This window comes from Ruegeria sp. CDSC025 (assembly GCF_059610805.1).
The window spans coordinates 240,793-262,407 of sequence record NZ_JBXWOJ010000003.1; the positions used below are offsets into that span (position 1 = coordinate 240,793).

Genomic DNA, 21,615 nt, shown 5'->3' on the forward strand with positions numbered 1-21,615 from the left:
CTTTGTCCCCTACCTAAGAACGACGGCGCGTTCGATCCAGAGCAGGGGGTTATCCTTTGCCACAAACGGGGCAATCTGCACGGCGAGGCAGTGTAATCTTGCGGCTTTCGCCATAGAGAGCGTCGTAAATCAGCATCTCACCCCTGAGTGCCAGACCCGCCCCGGTGATCACCTTGATCGCCTCAACAGCCATCATCGAACCGACGACGCCAGGCAAGGGGCCGATCACCCCAGCCTCGGCGCAGGACGGGGCCAGACCTGGAGCCGGAGCCTCGGGGAAAATGCACTGATAACAAGGCGCATCGTTGGCCGGGTCGAAAACGCTGAGCTGGCCTTCCCATTGCGACAGAGCCCCCGAAATCAGCGGCTTGCCCAACGCGACCGCCGTGCGATTGGCCAAATAGCGCGTGTCGAAATTATCAGTTCCGTCCAGGATGACGTCAAAATCGGAAAATAGCTCGGTGGCGACCTCTTCGGTCAGTCGGCGGTGATAGGGCAGAACAACCACATTCGGGTTTTGCGCCAGCATGGCCTGCTGGGCCGAAAAAACCTTGGGCATGCCGATATCCGCATCCTGGTGGATCACCTGACGCTGAAGATTGGCGTTCTCAACCTCATCATCATCAATCACCCCGATCGTGCCGACCCCGGCCGCAGCCAGATACTGCAAAGCGGGCGCCCCAAGCCCCCCGGCGCCGATCACAAGCACGCGGGCCTGCTTCATCTTTTTCTGCCCTGGCCCACCAATTTCGCGCAACACGATATGGCGGGCATAGCGGTCAAGCTCGGTCTCGGAGAATTTGTCTGAGGGCATGGCTGGCTCCTTGTTCGAGGCCGGCGCCGCGCGTTTTCGCAGCGCTTTCAGTCCCTTTCCATAGATCAGAACCAGAACCGCCGTACCAACCAAAATCAACCAGGTCGCAGCAGAACCACCCGTGGCCTGACGCAGGGGGTTACCAAGGGGCAAAACCAGCTGTGCCGAGATTACCCCCAGCAACAACACCCCAACCGAAATCATCCGTGCATTGCGTGACACGCCGGCCAGATAGCCGAGCCCCCAAAGCGCTGCGGCGATGATCAGGACAAGTAACATCAGCCGCGCCCGGTCGAACCGAACCCGCCTGCACCGCGGTCAGTATCGCTGAGCGTATCCGTGGCCTCAAATGACGCCTGCACCACCGGGGCGACGACCAGTTGGGCGATACGTTCCCCATGTGTGATTTCAAAGCTCTCCTGCCCAGCGTTCAACAGGATCACCCCCAGAGGGCCGCGATAGTCGCTGTCGATCGTACCCGGCGTATTGGGCAGCGTGATCCCGTATTTCAGCGCAAGGCCCGAGCGGGGCCGGACCTGCACCTCATACCCATTTGGGATTTCAATCCGCAGTCCGGTGGGAACCAGAGCCCGTTGACCGGGCAGCAGCGTGACCGGCGTCTTGTCCGGCAAGTTTGCACGCACATCCGCACCTGCCGCTCCGGTGGTTTCATAAGATGGCAAGGGCACCGAAGGGTCGGCCCCGTCCTCACGGATCACACGAATTGCTACCATCGGATATCCTCTTGTCTAACCGGCCAACGCGTCGGAAATCTTGCGTGCCAGTTTTTCGGCCACTGCGTCTTTGCCCATGCGTGGCCATTCCTCGGCCCCATCGTCGGAAATCAGGATCACCGCGTTTTCGGCCCCCCCCATGATCCCGGTCCCCGGGCTGACATCATTCGCAATGATCCAGTCGCACCCTTTGCGGTCGCGTTTGGCGGTCGCATGTTCGATCACATTGTCCGTTTCCGCGGCAAAGCCAACAACTAGCGCGGGGCGTCCATCGTCCAGCTTGGCGACCCGCTTCAGAATGTCCGGGTTTTCAGCAAAATCCAGCGCCGGAAGACCGTCGCGTGTCTTTTTCAGCTTGCGGTCCGACGCGCTGGCCACCCGCCAATCCGCCACGGCGGCGGCAAATACCCCGGCATCGACAGGCAAGGCTGAATCCACCGCGTCTGACATCTGCTGGGCTGTTTCAACCCGCACAACCTCGACCCCATCGGGTGCAGGAACCTCGGCAGGTCCGGTTACAAACACAACCTCTGCACCCAACGCAGACAGAGCACGTGCAATCGCCGTGCCCTGCGCCCCGGATGAGCGGTTCGCGATATAGCGGACCGGGTCAATCGGCTCGTGCGTGGGACCCGAGGTCACAAGAATGCGTTTACCGCTGAGCGGTCCGCCGCCCAGCGATGCCTCAACCGCGGCGACGATCTCAAGCGGTTCCGACATGCGGCCCGGACCAAATTCGCCACAGGCCATGTCGCCTTCGTTCGGCCCGACAAAACGAATGCCGTCCGCCTGCAACTGTTCAAAATTACGACGCATCGCCGGGTGATCCCACATACGGACATTCATCGCAGGCGCACACAGAACCGGTGTGTCAGTCGCCATCAATAGGGTCGAGGCCAGATCATTCGCCAACCCACCTGCCATTTTGCCCATTAAATCCGCAGTCGCCGGAGCGACTACGACAAGATCCGCAGATCGGGACAGCTGGATATGCCCCATCTCGGCCTCATCGGTCAGATCGAACAGATCGCGATAGGCCTTCTCGCCGGCCAGCGCGGCAACAGACAGAGGTGTCACGAATTCTTCTGCTGCGCGGGTCAGGACCGGCGTAACGGCGGCGTCGCGTTCCTTCAGTCGCCGGATCAGATCCAGTGACTTATAGGCAGCAATACCGCCACCAATGATCAGCAGAATCCGTTTCGATGCCAGCATGTTGTGCCCTTCCCGTCTCGGTCGGCCCCGACATTAGGCAAGCGCGCCCGACAGTTCCAGCGGTTAATTCTGCGGTTGAAAGGCCAGGCAGGGGTCTTCTCGGTCCGCGGTCGGGCTGTCGATGACTGCATCATAGTCCCCTTGGATCGTACCGTCTTCAGACTGACCCAGGACATACACTTTAAGACCCGGACGCAGACGCGACAGGAATGTCGGAATACCGCGGTCCTTTCGTGCGTGGCCATTTCCGGTGATAACTGCAACCGGGCCACCGGTTTCGTCAACGGCACGCAATATGGCCCGTGCCAGCACCGCATCGCGCAACCTTTGGATCGCAACCAGCTGCGGCAGAGCGCTTTCCGGCAGCGCATCGCAATGCGCCGCCATCTGGTCAGCCTCGCGCGCCGCCTGTTCCGCCTTTGACAGAGGTACGGTCAACCCAAATCGCGCTGCGTCAGCGCCTAGCGCAGTTGCAGCGCCACGTTCCATCGCTGTACGCGCTGCCTTACGCGGGACCATTGCGCCATAGACCGGCGCATCCGTGGCCTGAAAGATCGGGTAATACAGGCTGAGAGGGGGCCAGCCGGATTCCGCCCAACGCAGAATGCGTGACAGTTCTTCGGGATCGGACGCCGCTTTTTGCGCCAGGCGCTGCGCGCCTTCCTCGGTGACCATTTCCCAGACTACAGCGGAGGGGTCGATCAATGTAATCGCCTGTTCCTGAACCAGATGATGGCGGGGATTGTCATGGGTTTCGCCCAGCAAAACAACGTCTGCCATTCGCATCGCTGCCGCGACATCGTCAGGGATCAGGTCATCGGCATGACCGGACCCAGCCATAACCATCAGCGTACACATCAGAATCGCAATCTGTTTCATGCGATGAAGTGTTGCACCTCGCGCGATTGAGCTTCAAGGTTCTTACGCATTTTTACAAAAGCCGCGGCTTCAAGCTGACGCACCCTCTCTTTCGACAGGCCCAGTTCCTGACCCAGACTTTCCAGTGTGCGCACCGGTTCGCGCAGCTTGCGTTCACGCACGATGAAGCGCTCTCGGTCGTTGAGGGCCTGCATCGCCATCACCAACCATTCGCGCAACTGTTCGGTGTCGTGCTTGTTTTCAACGGTTTCAGCGGCCTGTGCCCGGTCATCCTCTAACGCGTCGATCCATTCGCGCCCGTCTTCATCCGTAGATTGCACAGCGTTCAACGAGAAATCCGACCCTGCCAGCCGGCCTTGCATCATCTCAACGTCGCGCAACGGAACACCGATCTCGGCTGCTATCATCTGGTGCAACTGGTGACGGTCCAGCGCCATTCCATCAGTGGCCGCTTCGCGTTCAAGCCGGGCCTGGACGCGACGCATGTTGAAAAACAGGGATTTCTGGGCAGAGGTGGACCCGGTCCGAACCATTGACCAGTTTCGCATTACATAGTCCTGGATACTCGCCTTGATCCACCAGACGGCATAGGTCGAGAACCGAACCCCGCGATCCGGGTCAAATTTGTCAGCGGCCTTCATCAGACCCAATCCGGCCTCTTGGATCAGATCGTTCATCGGCGCGCCATAACGTTTGAACTTGGCCGCCATCGAAATTGCCAGTCGCATATAGGCAGTGATTAACCGGTGCAGCGCCTTTTCATCGCGCTGGTCGCGCCAGGCATAGGCCAGCTTCAACTCGGTTTCTGCATCCAGTAACTCGGCCTTCATCGCCCTGCGCGACATCGAGAAATCGTTTGCGCTGTCCAGTGCCATGGAAATCTCCCTTTTTCGCTGGCGCGGCCCGGGCTTGCCTTGCCGACCCATGGTCGATACGCAGAACAACACCAGGTGGATCACTTAAAAGGTAATGATCGTGGGTTCGGATTTAACCTTTGTGCTGGGCGGAGCAGCCTCAGGCAAGTCGGCATTCGCCGAGCAACTTGTTGTTTTATCACGGAAAAGCCGCGTTTATCTGGCTACATCACAAGTGTTTGATGATGAGATGCGCGATAAGGTTAAGCGCCATGTTTCACAGCGCGGCAGCGGTTGGGAAACGATCGAGACCCCCCTGGACCTTGGCGCAACGCTGGCCGAGCTGACCCCGGATCAGATCTGTCTGATAGATTGTGCTACCATGTGGCTAACCAATCACCTGCTGGCGGAACACGACCTGCAGCAGGCCCAGACAGCACTGATTGATGCGTTACGAGACTGTCCTGCCCCGGTCGTCATCGTCTCGAACGAGGTTGGCCACGGGATCGTCCCGGGCAACGCCCTGTCTCGCCAATTCCGCGAGGCGCAAGGCCGCCTGAACATCGCGCTCGCCGCGCAGGCTGATCTGGTGGTTCAGGTCACCGCCGGGCTTCCTGTGGTGTTGAAAGGGCAACTGCCATGACGCGTCTGCATCTAGTCAGGCACGGTCCGACCCATGCCAAAACCATGGTCGGCTGGTCCAATCTGCCTGCTGACCTAAGCGACCACGCCGCCATTGGCCGGCTAAAAAGCTACTTGCCGGCCAACGGGTTGTTGATCTCATCCGACCTGTGCCGTGCCGTTGACACGGCTTCGGCGGTACAGGGCACCCGGCACCGCCTGCCCCACCACCCCGACCTGCGAGAGATCAATTTTGGCAGTTGGGAATTGCGCGGGTTCGAGGAAATCGAGGCCGAAGACCCCGAACTAACCTTCGCCTACTGGGACAATCCCGGTGAAGTTCGCCCGCCAAACGGCGAAAGCTGGAATGAAGTCCGAGCCCGCGTCAACGCGGTTATTGACAGGTTGATTGGCGATCACACCGGCCAGGACCTGATCATTGTTGCCCATTTCGGCGTCATCCTGACACAGGTCCAGCGTGCCATGGATGTGGACGCGCAAGAGGCTTTCGGCCACCGGATCGACAATCTTTCCGTGACTGAGATTACTCATCACGGCGACGGTTGGTCGGTCGGTCGGATCAATCACTGCCCGTGATCAGGCCGCGCACAAATCTCTGTTTTACGGATTGAATAGCTTGAGTCATCCTAGACCCATGACCTATGATTTGTTTATCGGAGACCGCCTGTTTTCCAGTTGGTCCTTGCGTGGTTGGTTGATGCTGGAAAAGTTCGACCTGCCCTATCGAAACCACATGATCGGCCTTTATTCAGGCACTATGGCCGAGGATATGAAACCCCTGTTCCCGGCGCGTCTGGTGCCTGCTCTGCGCCTGCCAGACGGAACTGTGGTTGGTGAAAGCCTTGCCATGGCCGAGACCTTGGCTGAGCGCCACCCACAGGTCGGATTGTGGCCCTCTGACGCGGCTGCCCGCGCCACTGCACGGTGGCTTTGCACCGAGATGGTGGCCGGGTTTTCAGCCCTCCGCGGGGAATGCGCGATGCAGCTGCTTCATAGTTGGAAGGGTTTCGAACCGGCGGCCGAAACGCTTGCTGACCTGCGCCGGATCGAAACCCTTTGGGATCATGCGCGCCAAGTGTCTGGGGCGAACACCGGCCCTTTGTTCGGTACATATTCTTTGGTGGATGTGTTTTACACGCCCGTTGCCGCGCGGATCATCGGTTATGGGCTACCTGTTTCGGACGCCAACCGGGACTATTGCCTGACCCTCCTGTCGGATCCGGTTGTCAGGCAGTGGCGTGCGATGGGTCTGACAGTCCAGTACGACCCTTTCCCGTATTCGCTGGACCTTCAATCGGATCCCTGGCCAATCGGCGGGGCATCGTCTGCTGTGGCCGCCCAGAGCGGTCCCTCGGTCAACCAGACCTGCCCCTATTCCGGAGAGCCCGTCACAGATTTTCTGGACCTGGACGGTCAGCGCTGGGGATTCTGCAATCGGTTCTGCCGCGACAAAACCCTCGCCGATCCGGAGGCATGGCCGAAATTCACTCAGATGGTCAGCGCCGTTAACGATTCCTAAACCGGCGGCGTGCCAGTAACGACCTGTTAACCAAGCAGGTCGTTCATGGTCGCTCGTTCTCATACAGTCGCCTTTCAAGGTGTCGACGCCCGCCCGGTCGAGGTGCAATGCGCGGTTTCACCGGGGTTGCCTGCCTTTTCCATCGTCGGCCTGCCCGACAAAGCAGTTTCAGAGGCCCGCGATCGCGTCCGAAGCGCGCTAAGCTCGATGGCCATTGCCCTGCCGTCAAAGCGTATCACCATCAACCTATCCCCCGCTGACCTGCCCAAAGAAGGCAGCCATTTCGACCTGCCCATTGCGGTGGCTCTGCTGTCAGCCCTGGAAATCATTCCCAAGGACGCGGCTGAAGGGGCCGTTTCACTGGGGGAATTGTCACTGGACGGGTCTCTTGTGCCTGTTGTCGGGGCGCTTCCTGCCGCGATGACCGCCGCGGCCGAGGACCGAACCCTGCTGTGCCCTCGGGCCTCCAGCGCCGAGGCGGCTTGGGTTGACGCTACTCAGGTGATCGGCGCTGAATCTTTGGGCGATGTTGTCCGCCACTTCTCGGGCCAAGCCCCTTTGCCCGCTGCCCTGCCCGGCGAGGTCAACCTTTCCCCCAGCACCCGCGACCTGCGCGATGTCAAAGGGCAGGAGCGGGCGAAACGCGCGTTGGAGATTGCCGCCGCAGGGCGGCACCACCTGATGATGATCGGCACGCCGGGGTCCGGGAAATCCATGCTGGCCGCGCGCCTGCCGGGGATATTGCCGCCGCTGACACCGACCGAGGCGCTTGAAACCTCGATGATCCAATCCCTGTGCGGCCTGCTTGACGAAGGCGGCATCAGCCGCACCAGACCATTTCGCGAGCCGCATCATACGGCATCGATGGCGGCCATTGTTGGTGGAGGGAAAGGAGCCAAACCAGGAGAAATCTCATTGGCCCATAACGGGGTTTTGTTCATGGATGAATTTCCCGAATTCCCACGAACCGTTCTGGAAACCCTGCGCCAACCCATCGAAACCGGAGAAGTCATGATTGCACGTGCCAATGCGCATGTGAAATATCCCTGCCGCTTTATGCTGGTTGCCGCCGCCAACCCCTGCAAATGCGGCTACCTGACAGATCCGGCGCGGGCCTGCTCGCGTGCGCCGGTCTGCGGCGAGGATTATCTGGGGCGCATATCAGGCCCGCTGATAGATCGGTTCGACCTGAGGATCGAGGTGCCTCCGGTCGGGTTCACCGACCTTGACCTGCCTCCATCCGGGGACAGTTCGGCCACGGTTGCCGCGCGTGTCGAGCAGACGCGTGCGGTTCAAGCGCAAAGATACACTGGAACGTCCGCGCGCCAGAATGCGGATGTTGAGGGCAATGTGCTGGAAGAAATCGCCGCGCCGGATGCCGAAGGAAAAGAGCTGCTGTTGAAAGCGGCCGAGAAATTTGGTTTGTCAGCGCGCGCCTTTCACCGCATCTTGCGGGTCGCGCGCACCATCGCCGATCTGGACGGCGCATCAGATGTCCGAAGACCCCATGTGGCCGAGGCGCTGAGCTTTCGCATCAGCGCCAATATTGCATCTTAAAGCCTGGCTTCGATGGCCTGCCAAATCTTTTCTGCGATGTTCACGCCATCAAACCGTTCCAATTCCTGAATTCCGGTTGGCGAAGTCACGTTGATCTCGGTCAGGTAATCGCCGATTACATCGATACCAACAAAAACCTGCCCTTTTTCCTTCAACAAAGGTCCAATGGCTGCGCAAATCTCAAGATCGCGATCCGTCAGACCAACCTTTTCGGGCCGTCCCCCCACATGCATGTTGGATCGTGTTTCACCTTTGGCGGGAACACGGTTGATTGCACCCACAGCCTGACCGTCCACCAGAATGACCCGTTTGTCGCCATTGCTGACATCGGGCAGGAATTTCTGAACGATCAGAGGTTCGCGCGAAAACCCGGTGAACAATTCGTGCAAAGATGTCAGGTTCCGGTCGTTGCCATCCAACCGGAACACCCCCGCACCGCCATTTCCATAAAGCGGTTTCAGGATAATATCGCCGTGCTTTTCTTTGAACGCCTTAATCGTCTGCAGATCGCGGGCGATGGTTGTCGGTGGCGTCAGATCAGGGAAATCCAGCACCAGGAGTTTTTCGGGATAGTTCCGAACCCAGAATGGATCATTTACCACCAGCGCCTGTCCCTTAAGCCGGTCCAGCAGGTGGGTGGAAGTGATATAGTGCATGTCAAACGGGGGATCCTGACGCAGCCAGACCACGTCGAACTCGGCCAGATCAACCTCGCGCTCGGGCCCCAATTCTGCCGGGTTTCCAGCCACGCGCTGCACCGTCATATCGTGGCCGCGGGCCGTGATCCGGCCCTCCTGATAAGCCAGTTTGTCAGGGCTGTAGAAGAACAGCGTATGCCTGCGCGCCTGTGCCTCTTCGGCCAGACGGAATGAGCTGTCGGCATTGATATCCACGGCCCCGATCGGGTCCATCTGAAAGGCAATTTTCATGGCGTGTCCCTCAGTTTCACGCCAGATACATGGCCCAGCCAGGCCGGGGGTTCAATGGGGTCAGACCTGATCAAAGGCGTTTTCGATGATTTGCACCGCGCCGAACGCATCCACCAAAGCCGCATCAAACCGAACATTTGTCAGCTGGCCGTTGGGTTCCCCTTCCAGAAATTGGGCAGCCGAGGCACAGATACGGTCCATCTGGCGCCGTTTGATCCGGGCAGCAGCCATCTCAAAGCTTGTGCTTTTCTTGACCTCGACGAAAACCAATCCATCGCCGTTGCGGACGATCAGATCAATCTCGCCCCCTGCCCCGCGCCAACGGCGATGTGCTATGGAATATCCCCGCCGCTCGTAATCTGCCGCAACCTGCTGTTCCGCCGCCTGACCCGCATGATAAGAAACCGAACTTCGGACAGTGCTGCGTGAGGTCATCTTACCCTTTCCCGAGTTTCAGCGCCTTCTGATAGATCGGTCGACGCGGCAGTTTATACATCTGCGACACCAAATCCGCCGCATCGCGTACTGAATGAGTTTCCAGGGCGCGTATCAAAGCCTCTTCTATGTCTGAATCGTTAACAGTTTCCGAAGCGCCACGGTCTACCAGCAGAACAATTTCGCCTTTGACCGTCTGACTCGCCAATTCTTCTGCCAGCTCTGCCAGCGACCCGCGCCGAACTTCTTCGAATTTCTTGGTTAATTCGCGGCACATCGCGGCCTGCCTGTTTTCCCCTAGAACCTCGGCCAGATCCGACAGACAGGACGCCACACGTTTCGGAGATTCATAAAATACCAACGTCCCAGGCACATCTCGCAGCGTCTCGATCCGCGTCCGGCGCGCGCCTGAGGCATTGGGCAAAAACCCGGCAAAGAAGAAGGCATCCGTCGGCAAACCAGCCAGCGTCAGCGCCATCAGCGCGGCGGAGGGGCCCGGCGCGCAGGTCACCATTTGCCCCGCCTCGGCCGCCTGCCGCCCCAGGTCATAGCCCGGGTCCGCGATCAACGGCATCCCGGCCTCGGACGCATAAGCCACTGATTTCCCCTCTTTCAGCGCGTCCAGGATTTTGCCGCGGGCGCCTGCACCGCTGTGATCGTGATAGGCAAGGATGCGGCGCCCCTCGAGAGGAACGCCGTGAATCTCCATCAACCGACGCAGGCTGCGCGTGTCTTCGGCGGCAATCATGTCCGCCGACGCCAACACGTCTAGCGCCCTGAGCGTAATGTCGCGTGCCGCCCCGATCGGAGTGGCAACAAAATACAGGCCCGTGCCCAATTTGACTTTTTGAAAATTCAAAGCTGGACCCTCACAGCGTGACGTCTATTATCGCGGCGCAAATAATGGCAGCATCCCAAGCCGCCGGATCAGGGAGTTTTCATTTAGATGTTTACCGTTTGCAAGCCCGTTCGCAAGTTGGCGCGTGCAGCCGCCGTCTTGGCCACAGCGACCATTCTGGCGGCGTGTGACGTCAGCAGTATCGGCGGAGGCCCGTCGATCAACACCTCAAAACCTGTACCGGTTGCTTTGCTGGTTCCGGCCGGATCTGGAAATTCCGGGGACGCTGAACTGGCGCGCAGCCTTGAAAACGCAGCCCGCCTGGCGATGTCCGATCTGCAGAATGTACAGATTGATTTGCGGGTCTACGACACCCGGGGCAATTCGGGTACCGCCGCAACAGTCGCGCAGCAAGCCGTGGCAGACGGCGCAAAGATAATCATTGGTCCGGTCTACGCCCAGGCGGCAAACTCAGCTGGTCTTGCGGTATTGAACAACAAGGTCAACCTGCTGTCGTTTTCGAACAATACCAGCATCGCAGGCGGTAATGTCTTCGTGCTCGGCCCTACTTTTGAAAACACCGCCAACCGGTTGGTCAACTATGCCGGTTCGCGCGGCAAGACCGGAACGGTCATCGTGCATAGCAACGATGCCGCAGGGCGGCTTGGACAATCGGCTATCGCAACCGCGCTGAGCAACAGCCGAGTGGGTAATGCAGGCACGGTCGGCTATGACCGCTCTCAGCAGGGGGTCATCAACTCGGTGCCGACAATCAAGGCTACTGTAGCGTCCTCGGGGGCGGATTCGATCTTTCTGACTTCGACCACAGCAGGGGCGTTGCCGCTGTATTCCCAGCTTCTACCAGAAGCAGGCGTTTCCCCGGCAACCACGCAATATATGGGCCTGACCCGCTGGGACATCCCGGCCCAGACACTGGAACTGCCAGGCGTTCAGGGTGGCTGGTTCGCATTGCCGGACCCATCCAAGGCACAGGCTTATCGTCAGCGGTACAACAACACCTATGGCGAGGCACCACATCCGATCAGTGGCCTAGCCTATGATGGCATAGCCGCGATTGCTGCCTTGGTCAGCCAGGGCAAATCCGACGCTCTGACCGCATCTGCCCTAACTCAGAACGCCGGTTTTCAGGGCGTTGGCGGTATCTTCCGTCTGCGACCCAACGGTACGAATGAACGTGGTCTGGCCATTGCCACGATCCAGAACAAACAGGTGGTTGTGATTGACCCTGCCCCCCAAAGCTTCTCTGGCGCCGGATTCTGATTGGCTGGCTCTGACACTCATCCCAAGGGGTGACCTGATTTGCCAGCCCGAAGAAATCTTTGACAGCGCAGCCGTTATGGCACAGCTGTCAGAGGCCTTCGACAAGACATCTGATAACGCCGAAAGGCGCGGCGAAACCGTGCGGATTTTGCGCAACGTCCAGAAATCCGGTCGTCAGGCAATCGCCGATGCCTTTGTCCGCGATCCATTTGACGCGCGGCGGCTGACCCATTCCTATACCTACCTGACCGACGGGCTGGTCTGCACAGCGATGCAAGTGGCCAGTCGCGAGCTTCACCCGCTGGCCACGCCGACACAGGGAGAAAAAATGGCCGTGCTGGCAGTGGGCGGCTATGGGCGCGGGGAAATGGCCCCGTCCTCGGATGTCGATCTGCTGTTTCTGACCCCCTACAAAATCACTGCCTGGGCAGAGAGTGTGATCGAATCCATGTTGTATATCCTGTGGGATCTGCGGCTGAAGGTCGGGCATTCTTCGCGCACCATCAAGGATTGCCTGCGCCTGGGATCCGAGGATTTCACCATTCGCACCGCGATGTTGGAACAGCGCTATTTGGCTGGCGACGCCGATCTGGCAAATGAGTTGGAAACGCGCCTGAAAGACGATCTGTTCAAAGGCACTGAGCGCCAGTTCATCGAGGCCAAGCTGCAGGAACGCGACGCGCGCCATCTGAAACAGGGCGAGCGGTATATGGTCGAGCCCAACGTAAAAGAGGGCAAAGGCGGATTGCGCGACCTGCAATCGCTCTACTGGATTGCCAAATATATTTACGGCGTTCAGGACGTGGCCGAGTTGGTACCGCTGGGTCTGTTCACCCCCGAGGAATTCAGCACTTTTGTGGAAGCCGAGGATTTCCTGTGGGCCGTTCGCTCGCATTTGCATCTGGTGACCGGGCGCGCAACCGAACAACTGACCTTTGACATGCAGGTCGAGGTCGCTTCCCGTATGGGATACGAAGACCGGGCGGGTCGACGGGCGGTCGAAGTGTTTATGCAGCGCTATTTCCGCGAGGCCACGAAGGTTGGCGAGCTGACGCGCATCTTCCTGACCAAACTCGAGGCGACGCATATGAAAAGCGCGCCTCTGCTAGAGCGTATTTTCCGCCGCCGCCCCAGGATCAAAGCCGGATATAAAGTCGTCCATGGACGTCTGGATGTAGCCGACCCGAACAAGTTTCTGGCGGACAAGCTGAACCTTCTGCGCCTGTTCGAGGAAGGTCTGCGCACCGGCATGCTGATCCACCCGGACGCGATGCGGCTGGTCAGCGCCAACCTGAACCTGATTGATGACGACATGCGCGAAGACAAAGAGGCGCGGCGCATCTTTCTCGACCTGATGCTGAAACACGGCAACCCGGAACGCGCCCTGCGCCGCATGAACGAACTGGGAGTGCTGTCGGCCTTTCTGCCCGAGTTCGAACACATCGTGGCGATGATGCAGTTCAACATGTACCACAGCTATACGGTGGATGAGCACACCATTCAGTGCATCGTCAATCTGGCCCAGATTGAACGCGGAGAGTTGGGGGAATCCCTGCCGCTGGCGTCTTCAATCCTGGAGGGCGGGGTCAATCGCAAGGTTCTGTATGTTGCCCTGCTGATCCATGACATTGCTAAGGGGCGACCCGAGGATCATTCGATTTTGGGCGCACAGATGGCCCGAAAGATTGCACCTCGGCTGGGTCTGAACAAATCGGATTCAGAAACCGTGGAATGGTTGGTGCGGTATCACTTGTTGATGTCGGACATGGCGCAGAAACGCGATATTTCCGACCCGCGCACGGTGCGCGACTTTGCCAAGGCCGTGAAAACGGTCAAAAGGCTGGACCTACTGACCGTGTTGACCGTCTGCGACATTCGCGGCGTTGGACCCAACACCTGGAACAACTGGAAAGCCACCCTGCTACGCGCGCTGCATGCAGAAACCAAGCGCGCGCTTGAGACCGGGATGGAAGACCTCAACCGTGCCAATCGCGGTGCCGGTGCCAAAAAGGCGTTGCGGGCCGAGCTGGCGGAATGGACCAAAGCCGCCCTCAAAACCGAGACGGGTCGGCACTATGACCCCTATTGGCAGGGCCTGAACCTTTCGACCCATGTAGAATTTGCCGAGATGCTGAAAGAGCTGGACCGCAGCGGTGATGCTGGCGCGATGGAAATCCGTCTGCACCCGGATGAAGACCGCGATGCGACGCGGGCCTGCTTTGCCATGGGTGATCACCCCGGCATTTTTGCCCGTATCGCAGGCGCTTTGGCGCTGGTCGGGGCTAATGTGGTTGATGCGCGCAGTTACACCACCAAAGACGGCTATGTCACCGATGCGTTCTGGATTCAGGACGCCGATGGACACCCGTTCGAGGCCAGCCGCTTGCCGCGCCTGACACAGATGATCCACAAGACCCTGAAAGGCGAGGTCGTGGCGCGGGACGCCCTTAAATCACGCGACAAGATCAAGAAACGCGAACGGGCCTTTAACGTGCCGACCCATATCATCTTCGACAATGACGGGTCCGAGATCTACACGATCATCGAGGTCGATACCCGGGACAGGCCCGGCCTGCTCTATGATCTGACACGAACGCTTGCTGCCGCCAATGTCTATATCGCCAATGCGGTGATCGCGACTTATGGCGAACAAGTGGTGGACACCTTTTACGTCAAGGATATGTTTGGGTTGAAATATCACTCGGAAAGCAAGCAGCGCGGGCTTGAGACCAAGCTGCGCAAGGCCATCTCCGAAGGCGCCGAGCGCGCGGTCTCATGAAGCAGATCCGGCTGTTTTCAGGCCTGTTCACTGTCGGGTTCTGGACCCTGGCCAGCCGTATTCTGGGCTTTCTGCGGGAAATCCTGCTGACCGCCTACATCGGGCCCGGGCCAGTAATGGATGCATTCGTCGCCGCCTTTCGCCTGCCCAACATGTTCCGCCGCTTCTTTGCCGAAGGTGCGTTTAACGCAGCCTTTGTGCCGATGTTTTCCAAACGGCTGGAAGGCGGGGAAAACGCGCAAGGCTTTGCACAGGACGCGTTCAACCTGCTGGCCGTGGCGGTGCTGGCGCTGGTCGGGCTGGCGATGGTTTTCATGCCTGGCCTGGTCTGGCTGACGGCCGAGGGCTTTTACGGTGACGACCGCTTCGACCTTGCCGTGGATTATGGATATGTGGTCTTTCCCTACATCTTTTTCATGTCGCTAGCGGCGCTGTTCTCGGGCGTGCTGAACGCAACCGGCCGTTTCGCGGCTGCCGCCGCCGCGCCGATTTTACTGAACATCTTTGCCTGCACAGCACTGATCGCCGGCGCTATATCAGGCGGAGAAGTCATCCGTTGGCTGATCGCCGTCATCCCCATCGCTGGTGTTGCGCAGCTAGCGCTGGTCTGGATTGCAACCGAACGTGCGGGCATCCGTATCCGCCCGGGCCTGCCGAAACTCAGCCCTGAAATGCGCAACATGGTCCGCATTGCGGTTCCGGCCGCCTTGGCCATGGGGGTTACACAGGTCAATCTGGTGGTGGGCCAGCTGGTTGCTTCGAAAACCGAAAAGGCCGTCAGCTGGTTGTTTGCAGCGGATCGCTTGTACCAGTTGCCATTGGGCGTCGTGGGCATCGCCGTCGGCATCGTCCTGTTACCCGATCTATCTCGCCGCCTGCGCGCTGGGGACAAATCGGGCGCCCGCGATGCGTTTTCTCGCGCAGGTGAGTTTACGTTGCTGTTGACCATCCCGTCGACCGTTGCCTTTGTGCTCATCCCCACCCAGCTGGTCTCGGTTCTGTTCGAGCGCGGACAGTTCACCCCCGAAGACACCGCCGCCACCGCACTTGCCGTGGCGATCTATGGCATCGGCCTGCCCGCGTTCATGCTGCAGAAATTGTTGCAGCCTTTGTATTTCGCGCGAGAAGATACACGCTCGCCCTTTCACTATGCAGTGTTTGCGATGGTCGTGAACGCTGCACTGGCTTTCGGGCTGTATCCGTTGGTGGGATGGTTCGCGCCGGCGATTGCCGCCTCGGTGGCCGGATGGGCCATGGTTGGACTGCTGGCCTTGGGCGCGCGAAAAATGGGGAAAGAAGCGCAGTTTGACGACCGGTTCAAGAACAGGGCATGGCGGATCATTGCGGCGTCCATGGGGATGGGAGCTGTCTTGTATGCCGCTATTGAGCTGTTTGGCTGGGCCTTTGCCCTGGAAGGCTGGCGTTACCTGGCACTGCTCGGTTTGATCATCGTTGCTGCAGTCACGTATTTCCTGCTCGGCCACCTGATTGGTGCATTCAAACTTTCCGAGTTCAGAAAGGCTCTGCGTCGATCCTGATCAGTCGCGCCGAATACGCCTGACGATCCGCGCCCACTCACCCGGAGCAACCAGGAACGACAGGGCAAAACCAGTGGCAAAACCGCCCAGATCAGCCACCCAGTCCAGCGTTCCGCCAAACAGCAGGCCGAACAACAACTGAATGCCCATCAAAACGGCGATCAGGCTGAAGGCGCGGGATTGGTTTGCGCCCACCAGCGACAGCTTGCGCCATAATATCCACGTAAACGCTCCGATCAGCCCATAGACCGGAGGGAACCCACCCACCAGCGGAAAGCGCGGATCCAGCAACAGTGCATAAGCCAGCGCACCACCCACGCCCGACAGCACAAAGATCACCAGCATCTGAACGCTGCCAAAAACCTCGGCCACCATTTTACCCATGGCCAGCACAAAGACGCAGACAAAGATGGCCTGTGTGAACGTACCGGATACAAACGGATAGGTGACAAAGCGGATCAGATGCTCGAACGGCCAGCGCCCGTTTTCCACCATCCAGTCGAAGATATCCGGCGAAAACGAATAGTGCTGCAAAGCGTCCAGGCGCCAGCCTACAGCAGTTGGCCCCCCAATGATCCCGCGCGTACCTAGAGTAAATGCCAGTTCAACCCCCATGATGAACACACACAAAGCCACCACCACGGGCGGCAGAGGGTTCACGGCGGGTGTATAATGCTCACTGCTCATTGGGCGGGCCTTTCGCGGCTGTTGACGTCCCTTTGCCTCATGGGTAAGCGACGGGGGCTGATTTTTCCAGACGGGAGTTCCCTTCGATGACCGATTCCAAGTTCACGCCGCGCGTGTTTTCCGGTGCACAGCCATCCGGTAACCTGCACCTTGGCAACTATTTGGGCGCATTGCGGAACTGGGTCCGGATGCAAGGGTCCGACTATCAGACAATCTACTGTATGGTCGATTTGCACGCGATCACCGTTTGGCAGGACCCCAAAGAGTTGCAGCACGCAACGCGTGAGCTGTGCGCGGGGTATATCGCATCAGGATTAGATCCCGAAAAATCGATCCTGTTTAACCAAAGCCAGGTTCCTGAGCACGCGCAACTTGCATGGATTTTTAACTGCGTTGCCCGGCTTGGCTGGATGCAGCGCATGACACAGTTCAAAGATAAGGCTGGCAAGAACGCGCAGAATGCATCGTTGGGCCTATTCGCCTATCCGGCGCTCATGGCCGCAGATATCCTTGTATATCACGCGACACATGTTCCCGTCGGAGATGATCAAAAGCAACACCTGGAACTAACCCGAGACATCGCAACTAAGTTCAATCATGACTATGGCGTCGATTTTTTTCCGTTGACAGAACCCGTCATCAAAGGTGCGGCAACTCGGGTCATGAGCTTGCGCGATGGGTCAAAAAAGATGTCCAAATCCGACCCCTCTGACATGACCCGGATCAACATGACCGATGATGCCGACACGATCGCCAAGAAAATCCGAAAGGCCAAGACCGACCCGGACGCTCTGCCTTCGGAAGTCGATGGCTTGGACAACCGCCCCGAGGCCCGCAATCTGGTGAATATCTACGCCGCCCTCAGCGATCAGACGGCGGATCAGGTTCTGGCCGACGTTGGCGGCAAGCAATTTGGCGAGTTCAAACCGATGCTGGCCGATCTGGCGGTTGCCAAACTGTCTCCGATCTCGACCGAAATGGCCCGCCTGATGGGTGAAGAGGCCGAGATTGATCGCATTCTGGCCAATGGCGCAGAAAAGGCGCGGGCGATTGCAGCCCCGATCCTACAGCAGACCTACGACATTGTGGGCATGGTTGGTGCGAAACGGGGCTGATTGGCTCTGGACGTTGCCTTAACGCCTTCCTAGGTTTGCCGCAAAGCTTGGGAGGGCGTCATGGCAGTCGGCAAGAACATCCGCACCTATTTCAACGGGCAATGGCATGATGGGGATGCACCGATCATGCGCGCTGCGGATCATGGCGCATGGCTGGGATCATCCGTCTTTGACGGCGCGCGGTTCTTCAACGGGCTGACCCCGGACCTGAACGCCCATTGCGCCCGCGTGAACCGCTCTGCCGAGGCGCTGATGCTGACCTCCACCGTCACCACAGACCAGATGGTCGAGATCGTGCTGGAAGGGCTTGAGACCTATGCGCCCGACGCGGCCGTGTATATCCGCCCGATGTATTGGGGGATCGACGGAGATGCGACAGCGATCGTACCGCAGGAAAACAGCACCGGGTTTGCTGTCTGCCTGGAAGAGATTCCGATGGCGCCTGAGACCGCCTCGGCCACGCTGGGACTGACCCGATTCCGCCGTCCGGTACTGGAATCCTCGGTGGTGAATGCCAAGGCCGGGTGCCTGTATCCCAACAATGCACGGATGCTGAACGAGGTACGTGCGAACGGGTTTTCGAATGCTCTGGTGGCTGACGCATTGGGCAACGTAGCCGAAACCGCAACCGCCAATATCTTTATGGTCCGCGACGGCGAGGTCTTTACCCCCGTCCCCAACGGCACCTTCCTTGCTGGCATCACCCGTGCACGACATATCAAAAACCTGCGGGCCGACGGCGTGGCTGTGCATGAGGCGGTTCTGAGTTTCGAGGATTTCTACGGGGCCGACGAGGTATTCATGACTGGCAACATGAGCAAGATCACCCCGGTGACCGCGCTGGAGGACACCCGGTTTCAGGTCGGGCCCGTCGCCCGGCGTGCACGCGACCTGTATTGGGACTGGGCCGCCAGTGGGCGTTAGGCTCTGGTTGCCAGCACGCACCTAGTCGGGCATGATCCCCGGAAATGAATGAGGACACCCATGCGCAAGTTCCTAGTGGTTCTGGATGACAGTCGCGAATGCCTGAATGCGATGCGATTCGCGGCTATGCGCGCGGCCCATACCGGCGGCGGCGTAACAATCCTGTCGGTAATCCCACCGGACGAATTCAACCATTGGATCGGCGTTGCCACCGTCATGCGTGAAGAAGCGCGCGAGCGTATCCATGCGCATTTTGAAGTTTTCGCAAAATGGATGCGCGACAAGCAAGACGTTGATCCTGAACTGGCCATCCGCGAAGGCGAGCCCGTTGCCCAGATCATCGAGCATGTGCAATCCGATCCTGATATCGGCGTTCTGGTTCTGGGTGCAGGCACTGACAAAAAGGGACCTGGCCCATTGGTGACTCAACTGACCAAAAACTCAGGCAGCCTGCCGATCCCAATCACTATTGTTCCTGGTGATCTGAGCAAAGAAAAACTCGAAGCGATTACCTGAGGCCACACCGATGCAACGCAGCATTCAATTCTGGTTCGAATTCGCCTCGACCTATTCCTATCTCAGCGCGATGCGTATCGAAGAGGTCGCCGCACGCCAGGGCGTGTCGGTTGAATGGCAGCCTTTTCTGCTGGGGCCGATCTTTGCCGCCCAAGGGTGGGATAATTCTCCGTTCAATCTGTATCCGGCGAAAGGCCGGTACATGTGGCGCGATATGGAACGCCTGACCGCCCAGCGCGGCTTGCCATTTGTCCGGCCCGATCCTTTTCCGCAGAACGGCCTGAAAGCGGCCAGGTTAACACTGGCGATTGACGACCAGATGCAAAAAGCTGCCTTTGTGCGCGCCGTCTATTCCGCCGAATTTGCCGAAGGGCAGAACATCGCAGATGATACTGTTCTGGCCGGATGCCTGAACTCAGCCGGGCTTGCCACAGATTTGCTGTCCCAGACCCAGAATCCGGCGATCAAAGCAGCGCTTATCTCGCAGACAGAAACCGCTCAGGCCAAAGGGCTTTTTGGCGCGCCCAGCTTTCTGGTCGGGGATGAGCTGTTCTGGGGCGATGATCGGTTGGACGACGCGATAAGCTTGGCTGCATAAATTTAGAATCGTTCCAATTCTTGACTTCCAGTGCGCGGACCCGCATATCAGAGACAACAGATACGGAGCCGCGCCATGTTCATCCAGACCGAATCCACACCGAACCCTGCAACCCTGAAATTCCTGCCCGGCCAGACCGTGCTGGAAGCGGGCACTGCAGATTTCCCATCGGCTGAGGCTGCGGAAAAGTCGCCGCTGGCCAACCGCATTTTCGCTGTGAGTGGCGTGACCGGAGTCTTTTTCGGCAATGACTTCGTGACCGTGACCAAAGCGGACGACGTTCAGTGGGACCACATCAAACCCGCCATTCTGGGCGCGGTGATGGAGCATTATCAATCCGGCCAGCCGATCATGGGAGCGGATGCCAATACGGCCTCGGGCCATGCTGAACACAGCGGCGAAGACGCCGAGGTGGTCAACCAGATCAAAGACCTGCTGGACAGCCGTGTGCGCCCGGCAGTCGCGCAGGACGGGGGCGACATCACGTTTCACGGTTTTGACCGCGGCATTGTCTACCTGCATATGCAAGGGGCCTGCGCAGGCTGCCCATCCTCGACGCTGACGTTGAAGATGGGAATCGAAAACCTGCTGCGTCACTACATTCCCGAAGTGACCGAGGTTCGCCCTGTTGCCGTCTGAACCACTCATTCTGGCGTTTGACACATCGGCCGCGCATTGCGCGGCCGCTTTGTTGCGCGGTGACCGGATTGTGGCGTCTTGTGTCGAGCCCATGTCGCGGGGACAAGCCGAACGTCTGATGCCGCTGCTCGAAGAGGTGCTGTCATCAGAACAATGCTCATGGCGCGACCTGTCAGCGATCGGCGTTGGAATAGGCCCAGGCAATTTCACAGGCATCCGCATCTCGGTCTCGGCCGCGCGGGGTCTGGCCTTAGGTCTGGGGATACCGGCCATCGGTGTGTCGGGCTTTGACGCGCTTGCCACCCTGGACAGCGATGCGTTGCCCGCAATTCGCGCGCCCAGAGATCAGGTCTATGTTTCTCAGCCTAATATGGAACCGGCACTGATCCAGCTTGATCAGGCAAAATCGCTGGGCACACTGATGTTCAACGACAACCCCAAGGCTCAGGTCTGCGCTATTGCCCGCGTGGCAGCGCAAAGATGGCAGACTACGACCGAGGCACCGGCCCCCCTATACATACGCCCCGCAGACGCGGCGCCCTCCAAGGATCAACCGCCGATGTTGCTGGACGGATGACCCCGGAAGACCTGGCCGATACCCATGCGGCGGCTTTTACGCAAGCGCGCCCCTGGACCGCCACAGAGTTTGCAGAGCTGCTGCAGAATCGCTTTACCCATATCGTCGGCGACACCCAGTCCTTTGCCCTTTTTCAGGCAATCGCTGACGATGCCGAACTGCTGACGATTGCCACCCATCCCACAGTTCAGCGTCAGGGACTGGCTAGGAAGCGTATGGTCGAATGGCACGCGGCTGCCAAAAAACTGGGCGCTATCCGGGCGATTCTGGATGTTTCCATCGCCAACCAGCCCGCGATTACACTTTACAAGCATTGCGGGTATCGTGTGTGCGGCACGCGCAAGAATTACTATACGGTTGAAAATAATCAGAAAATTGATGCCATCGTCATGGAATGCAATTTAACCTGAGACAGGTCGCGAATTTTCTTGGACCAAATGGTCAAAAATCTGTTGACCGCGGCGGTTGCAAACGGCCTTAATTCCCGCCATCACAACGGTTATGCTCGCTAACAGTGGGTAAACGGGGCTATCTTGGCTCCGACCGAA

Annotated in this window: 23 protein-coding genes; 14 read left to right on the forward strand and 9 right to left on the reverse strand. The window is 58.9% G+C overall.

The genetic code is table 11. The features are described from left to right. Positions 1-49: 49 nt before the first annotated feature. The 5 genes from AC2FH8_RS06600 to AC2FH8_RS06620 form a co-directional block, all read right to left on the reverse strand. Entirely contained in the window at positions 50-1,093 is a 1,044-nt protein-coding gene (locus AC2FH8_RS06600; RefSeq protein WP_281972520.1) for a HesA/MoeB/ThiF family protein, read from the reverse strand. After that, positions 1,093-1,548, reverse strand: coding sequence for a dUTP diphosphatase (gene dut / locus AC2FH8_RS06605; protein WP_496688939.1), 456 nt, complete (start codon positions 1,546-1,548; stop codon positions 1,093-1,095). Before dut ends, AC2FH8_RS06600 begins: the two co-directional genes overlap by 1 nt. 15 nt (positions 1,549-1,563) lie before the next feature. After that, complete coding sequence (gene coaBC, locus AC2FH8_RS06610) at positions 1,564-2,760, reverse strand: bifunctional phosphopantothenoylcysteine decarboxylase/phosphopantothenate--cysteine ligase CoaBC (RefSeq protein WP_496688941.1); 1,197 nt, start codon at positions 2,758-2,760, stop codon at positions 1,564-1,566. Between the two features lie 63 nt (positions 2,761-2,823). Continuing rightward, positions 2,824-3,639: a ChaN family lipoprotein gene (locus AC2FH8_RS06615; RefSeq protein WP_496688943.1), complete on the reverse strand. Its 816-nt coding sequence runs from the start codon at positions 3,637-3,639 to the stop codon at positions 2,824-2,826. Then, positions 3,636-4,514, reverse strand: coding sequence for an RNA polymerase factor sigma-32 (locus AC2FH8_RS06620; RefSeq protein WP_281972522.1), 879 nt, complete (start codon positions 4,512-4,514; stop codon positions 3,636-3,638). Before AC2FH8_RS06620 ends, AC2FH8_RS06615 begins: the two co-directional genes overlap by 4 nt. A gap of 100 nt (positions 4,515-4,614) precedes the next feature. Here AC2FH8_RS06620 and cobU point away from each other — a divergent pair, with 100 nt between their 5' ends. From cobU to AC2FH8_RS06640, 4 genes are read left to right on the forward strand one after another with little or no spacing between them, the layout of a single operon-like run. Further along, on the forward strand, positions 4,615-5,136 hold the full coding sequence (gene cobU, locus AC2FH8_RS06625; protein WP_496688945.1) for a bifunctional adenosylcobinamide kinase/adenosylcobinamide-phosphate guanylyltransferase: 522 nt from the start codon (positions 4,615-4,617) through the stop codon (positions 5,134-5,136). Beyond that, on the forward strand, positions 5,133-5,711 hold the full coding sequence (locus AC2FH8_RS06630) for a histidine phosphatase family protein (protein ID WP_496688947.1): 579 nt from the start codon (positions 5,133-5,135) through the stop codon (positions 5,709-5,711). The genes cobU and AC2FH8_RS06630 overlap by 4 nt, the downstream gene beginning before the upstream one ends. A gap of 58 nt (positions 5,712-5,769) precedes the next feature. Continuing rightward, a complete protein-coding gene (locus AC2FH8_RS06635) occupies positions 5,770-6,654 on the forward strand; it encodes a glutathione S-transferase (RefSeq protein ID WP_142635570.1) in 885 nt (294 codons plus the stop codon). 45 nt (positions 6,655-6,699) lie between these two features. After that, positions 6,700-8,211 (forward strand): YifB family Mg chelatase-like AAA ATPase, encoded by a 1,512-nt coding sequence (locus AC2FH8_RS06640; RefSeq protein ID WP_282021625.1) that lies wholly within the window; start codon positions 6,700-6,702, stop codon positions 8,209-8,211. On the opposite strand, the gene gshB is transcribed toward AC2FH8_RS06640, so the two are convergent. The 3 genes from gshB to rsmI are packed head-to-tail and all read right to left on the reverse strand — an operon-like array spanning position 8,208 to position 10,434. Continuing rightward, positions 8,208-9,140, reverse strand: a complete 933-nt coding sequence (gene gshB / locus AC2FH8_RS06645; protein WP_142635566.1) for a glutathione synthase — start codon at positions 9,138-9,140, stop codon at positions 8,208-8,210. The genes AC2FH8_RS06640 and gshB overlap by 4 nt on opposite strands. A gap of 60 nt (positions 9,141-9,200) precedes the next feature. Beyond that, positions 9,201-9,575, reverse strand: a complete 375-nt coding sequence (locus tag AC2FH8_RS06650) for a YraN family protein (protein WP_142635564.1) — start codon at positions 9,573-9,575, stop codon at positions 9,201-9,203. A gap of 1 nt (position 9,576) precedes the next feature. Continuing rightward, positions 9,577-10,434, reverse strand: coding sequence for a 16S rRNA (cytidine(1402)-2'-O)-methyltransferase (gene rsmI / locus AC2FH8_RS06655; RefSeq protein WP_142635562.1), 858 nt, complete (start codon positions 10,432-10,434; stop codon positions 9,577-9,579). 87 nt (positions 10,435-10,521) lie between these two features. Between rsmI and AC2FH8_RS06660 the strand changes: the two genes are divergently transcribed. Genes AC2FH8_RS06660 through murJ form a run of 3 tightly spaced genes read left to right on the forward strand, consistent with a single transcriptional unit; the run spans position 10,522 to position 16,011 of the window. After that, the gene (locus AC2FH8_RS06660) at positions 10,522-11,694 is read left to right on the forward strand and encodes a penicillin-binding protein activator (RefSeq protein WP_282021626.1); all 1,173 of its coding nucleotides are present in this window, start codon (positions 10,522-10,524) and stop codon (positions 11,692-11,694) included. Then, positions 11,654-14,473: a [protein-PII] uridylyltransferase gene (locus tag AC2FH8_RS06665; protein WP_496688951.1), complete on the forward strand. Its 2,820-nt coding sequence runs from the start codon at positions 11,654-11,656 to the stop codon at positions 14,471-14,473. The genes AC2FH8_RS06660 and AC2FH8_RS06665 overlap by 41 nt, the downstream gene beginning before the upstream one ends. Next, on the forward strand, positions 14,470-16,011 hold the full coding sequence (murJ, locus tag AC2FH8_RS06670) for a murein biosynthesis integral membrane protein MurJ (RefSeq protein WP_496688953.1): 1,542 nt from the start codon (positions 14,470-14,472) through the stop codon (positions 16,009-16,011). Before AC2FH8_RS06665 ends, murJ begins: the two co-directional genes overlap by 4 nt. On the opposite strand, the gene AC2FH8_RS06675 is transcribed toward murJ, so the two are convergent. Further along, complete coding sequence (locus AC2FH8_RS06675) at positions 16,012-16,698, reverse strand: rhomboid family intramembrane serine protease (RefSeq protein WP_496688955.1); 687 nt, start codon at positions 16,696-16,698, stop codon at positions 16,012-16,014. A gap of 86 nt (positions 16,699-16,784) precedes the next feature. On the opposite strand from AC2FH8_RS06675, the gene trpS reads away from it, so the two are divergent. From trpS to AC2FH8_RS06710, 7 genes are all read left to right on the forward strand, one after another. Beyond that, complete coding sequence (gene trpS / locus AC2FH8_RS06680; protein ID WP_142635552.1) at positions 16,785-17,813, forward strand: tryptophan--tRNA ligase; 1,029 nt, start codon at positions 16,785-16,787, stop codon at positions 17,811-17,813. 60 nt (positions 17,814-17,873) lie between these two features. After that, positions 17,874-18,737, forward strand: a complete 864-nt coding sequence (locus tag AC2FH8_RS06685) for a branched-chain amino acid aminotransferase (protein WP_496688957.1) — start codon at positions 17,874-17,876, stop codon at positions 18,735-18,737. A 60-nt stretch (positions 18,738-18,797) separates the two neighbouring features. Next, complete coding sequence (locus AC2FH8_RS06690; protein WP_142635548.1) at positions 18,798-19,253, forward strand: universal stress protein; 456 nt, start codon at positions 18,798-18,800, stop codon at positions 19,251-19,253. A gap of 10 nt (positions 19,254-19,263) precedes the next feature. Further along, complete coding sequence (locus tag AC2FH8_RS06695) at positions 19,264-19,851, forward strand: 2-hydroxychromene-2-carboxylate isomerase (RefSeq protein WP_496688959.1); 588 nt, start codon at positions 19,264-19,266, stop codon at positions 19,849-19,851. Between the two features lie 75 nt (positions 19,852-19,926). Beyond that, positions 19,927-20,490, forward strand: a complete 564-nt coding sequence (locus AC2FH8_RS06700; protein WP_496688961.1) for a NifU family protein — start codon at positions 19,927-19,929, stop codon at positions 20,488-20,490. Next, a complete protein-coding gene (tsaB, locus tag AC2FH8_RS06705; RefSeq protein WP_496688962.1) occupies positions 20,480-21,067 on the forward strand; it encodes a tRNA (adenosine(37)-N6)-threonylcarbamoyltransferase complex dimerization subunit type 1 TsaB in 588 nt (195 codons plus the stop codon). Before AC2FH8_RS06700 ends, tsaB begins: the two co-directional genes overlap by 11 nt. Continuing rightward, positions 21,064-21,477 carry a GNAT family N-acetyltransferase gene (locus tag AC2FH8_RS06710; protein ID WP_496688963.1) on the forward strand — a complete coding sequence of 138 codons (414 nt, stop codon included), beginning with the start codon at positions 21,064-21,066 and terminating at the stop codon, positions 21,475-21,477. The genes tsaB and AC2FH8_RS06710 overlap by 4 nt, the downstream gene beginning before the upstream one ends. The last annotated feature ends 138 nt before the right edge of the window (positions 21,478-21,615 follow it).

What these genes read in the sequence shown, in the direction of transcription:
- AC2FH8_RS06620 (WP_281972522.1), bottom strand. Translation starts at nt 4,514, where the DNA reads ATGGCACTGGACAGCGCAAACGATTTCTCGATGTCGCGCAGGGCGATG.
- AC2FH8_RS06700 (WP_496688961.1), top strand. Translation starts at nt 19,927, where the DNA reads ATGTTCATCCAGACCGAATCCACACCGAACCCTGCAACCCTGAAATTC.
- AC2FH8_RS06650 (WP_142635564.1), bottom strand. Translation starts at nt 9,575, where the DNA reads ATGACCTCACGCAGCACTGTCCGAAGTTCGGTTTCTTATCATGCGGGT.
- AC2FH8_RS06615 (WP_496688943.1), bottom strand. Translation starts at nt 3,639, where the DNA reads ATGAAACAGATTGCGATTCTGATGTGTACGCTGATGGTTATGGCTGGG.
- AC2FH8_RS06640 (WP_282021625.1), top strand. Translation starts at nt 6,700, where the DNA reads ATGGTCGCTCGTTCTCATACAGTCGCCTTTCAAGGTGTCGACGCCCGC.
- AC2FH8_RS06635 (WP_142635570.1), top strand. Translation starts at nt 5,770, where the DNA reads ATGACCTATGATTTGTTTATCGGAGACCGCCTGTTTTCCAGTTGGTCC.
- murJ (WP_496688953.1), top strand. Translation starts at nt 14,470, where the DNA reads ATGAAGCAGATCCGGCTGTTTTCAGGCCTGTTCACTGTCGGGTTCTGG.
- AC2FH8_RS06675 (WP_496688955.1), bottom strand. Translation starts at nt 16,698, where the DNA reads ATGAGCAGTGAGCATTATACACCCGCCGTGAACCCTCTGCCGCCCGTG.
- trpS (WP_142635552.1), top strand. Translation starts at nt 16,785, where the DNA reads ATGACCGATTCCAAGTTCACGCCGCGCGTGTTTTCCGGTGCACAGCCA.
- AC2FH8_RS06630 (WP_496688947.1), top strand. Translation starts at nt 5,133, where the DNA reads ATGACGCGTCTGCATCTAGTCAGGCACGGTCCGACCCATGCCAAAACC.
- AC2FH8_RS06685 (WP_496688957.1), top strand. Translation starts at nt 17,874, where the DNA reads ATGGCAGTCGGCAAGAACATCCGCACCTATTTCAACGGGCAATGGCAT.
- AC2FH8_RS06710 (WP_496688963.1), top strand. Translation starts at nt 21,064, where the DNA reads ATGACCCCGGAAGACCTGGCCGATACCCATGCGGCGGCTTTTACGCAA.
- gshB (WP_142635566.1), bottom strand. Translation starts at nt 9,140, where the DNA reads ATGAAAATTGCCTTTCAGATGGACCCGATCGGGGCCGTGGATATCAAT.
- AC2FH8_RS06690 (WP_142635548.1), top strand. Translation starts at nt 18,798, where the DNA reads ATGCGCAAGTTCCTAGTGGTTCTGGATGACAGTCGCGAATGCCTGAAT.
- AC2FH8_RS06600 (WP_281972520.1), bottom strand. Translation starts at nt 1,093, where the DNA reads ATGTTACTTGTCCTGATCATCGCCGCAGCGCTTTGGGGGCTCGGCTAT.
- AC2FH8_RS06660 (WP_282021626.1), top strand. Translation starts at nt 10,522, where the DNA reads ATGTTTACCGTTTGCAAGCCCGTTCGCAAGTTGGCGCGTGCAGCCGCC.
- dut (WP_496688939.1), bottom strand. Translation starts at nt 1,548, where the DNA reads ATGGTAGCAATTCGTGTGATCCGTGAGGACGGGGCCGACCCTTCGGTG.
- AC2FH8_RS06695 (WP_496688959.1), top strand. Translation starts at nt 19,264, where the DNA reads ATGCAACGCAGCATTCAATTCTGGTTCGAATTCGCCTCGACCTATTCC.
- coaBC (WP_496688941.1), bottom strand. Translation starts at nt 2,760, where the DNA reads ATGCTGGCATCGAAACGGATTCTGCTGATCATTGGTGGCGGTATTGCT.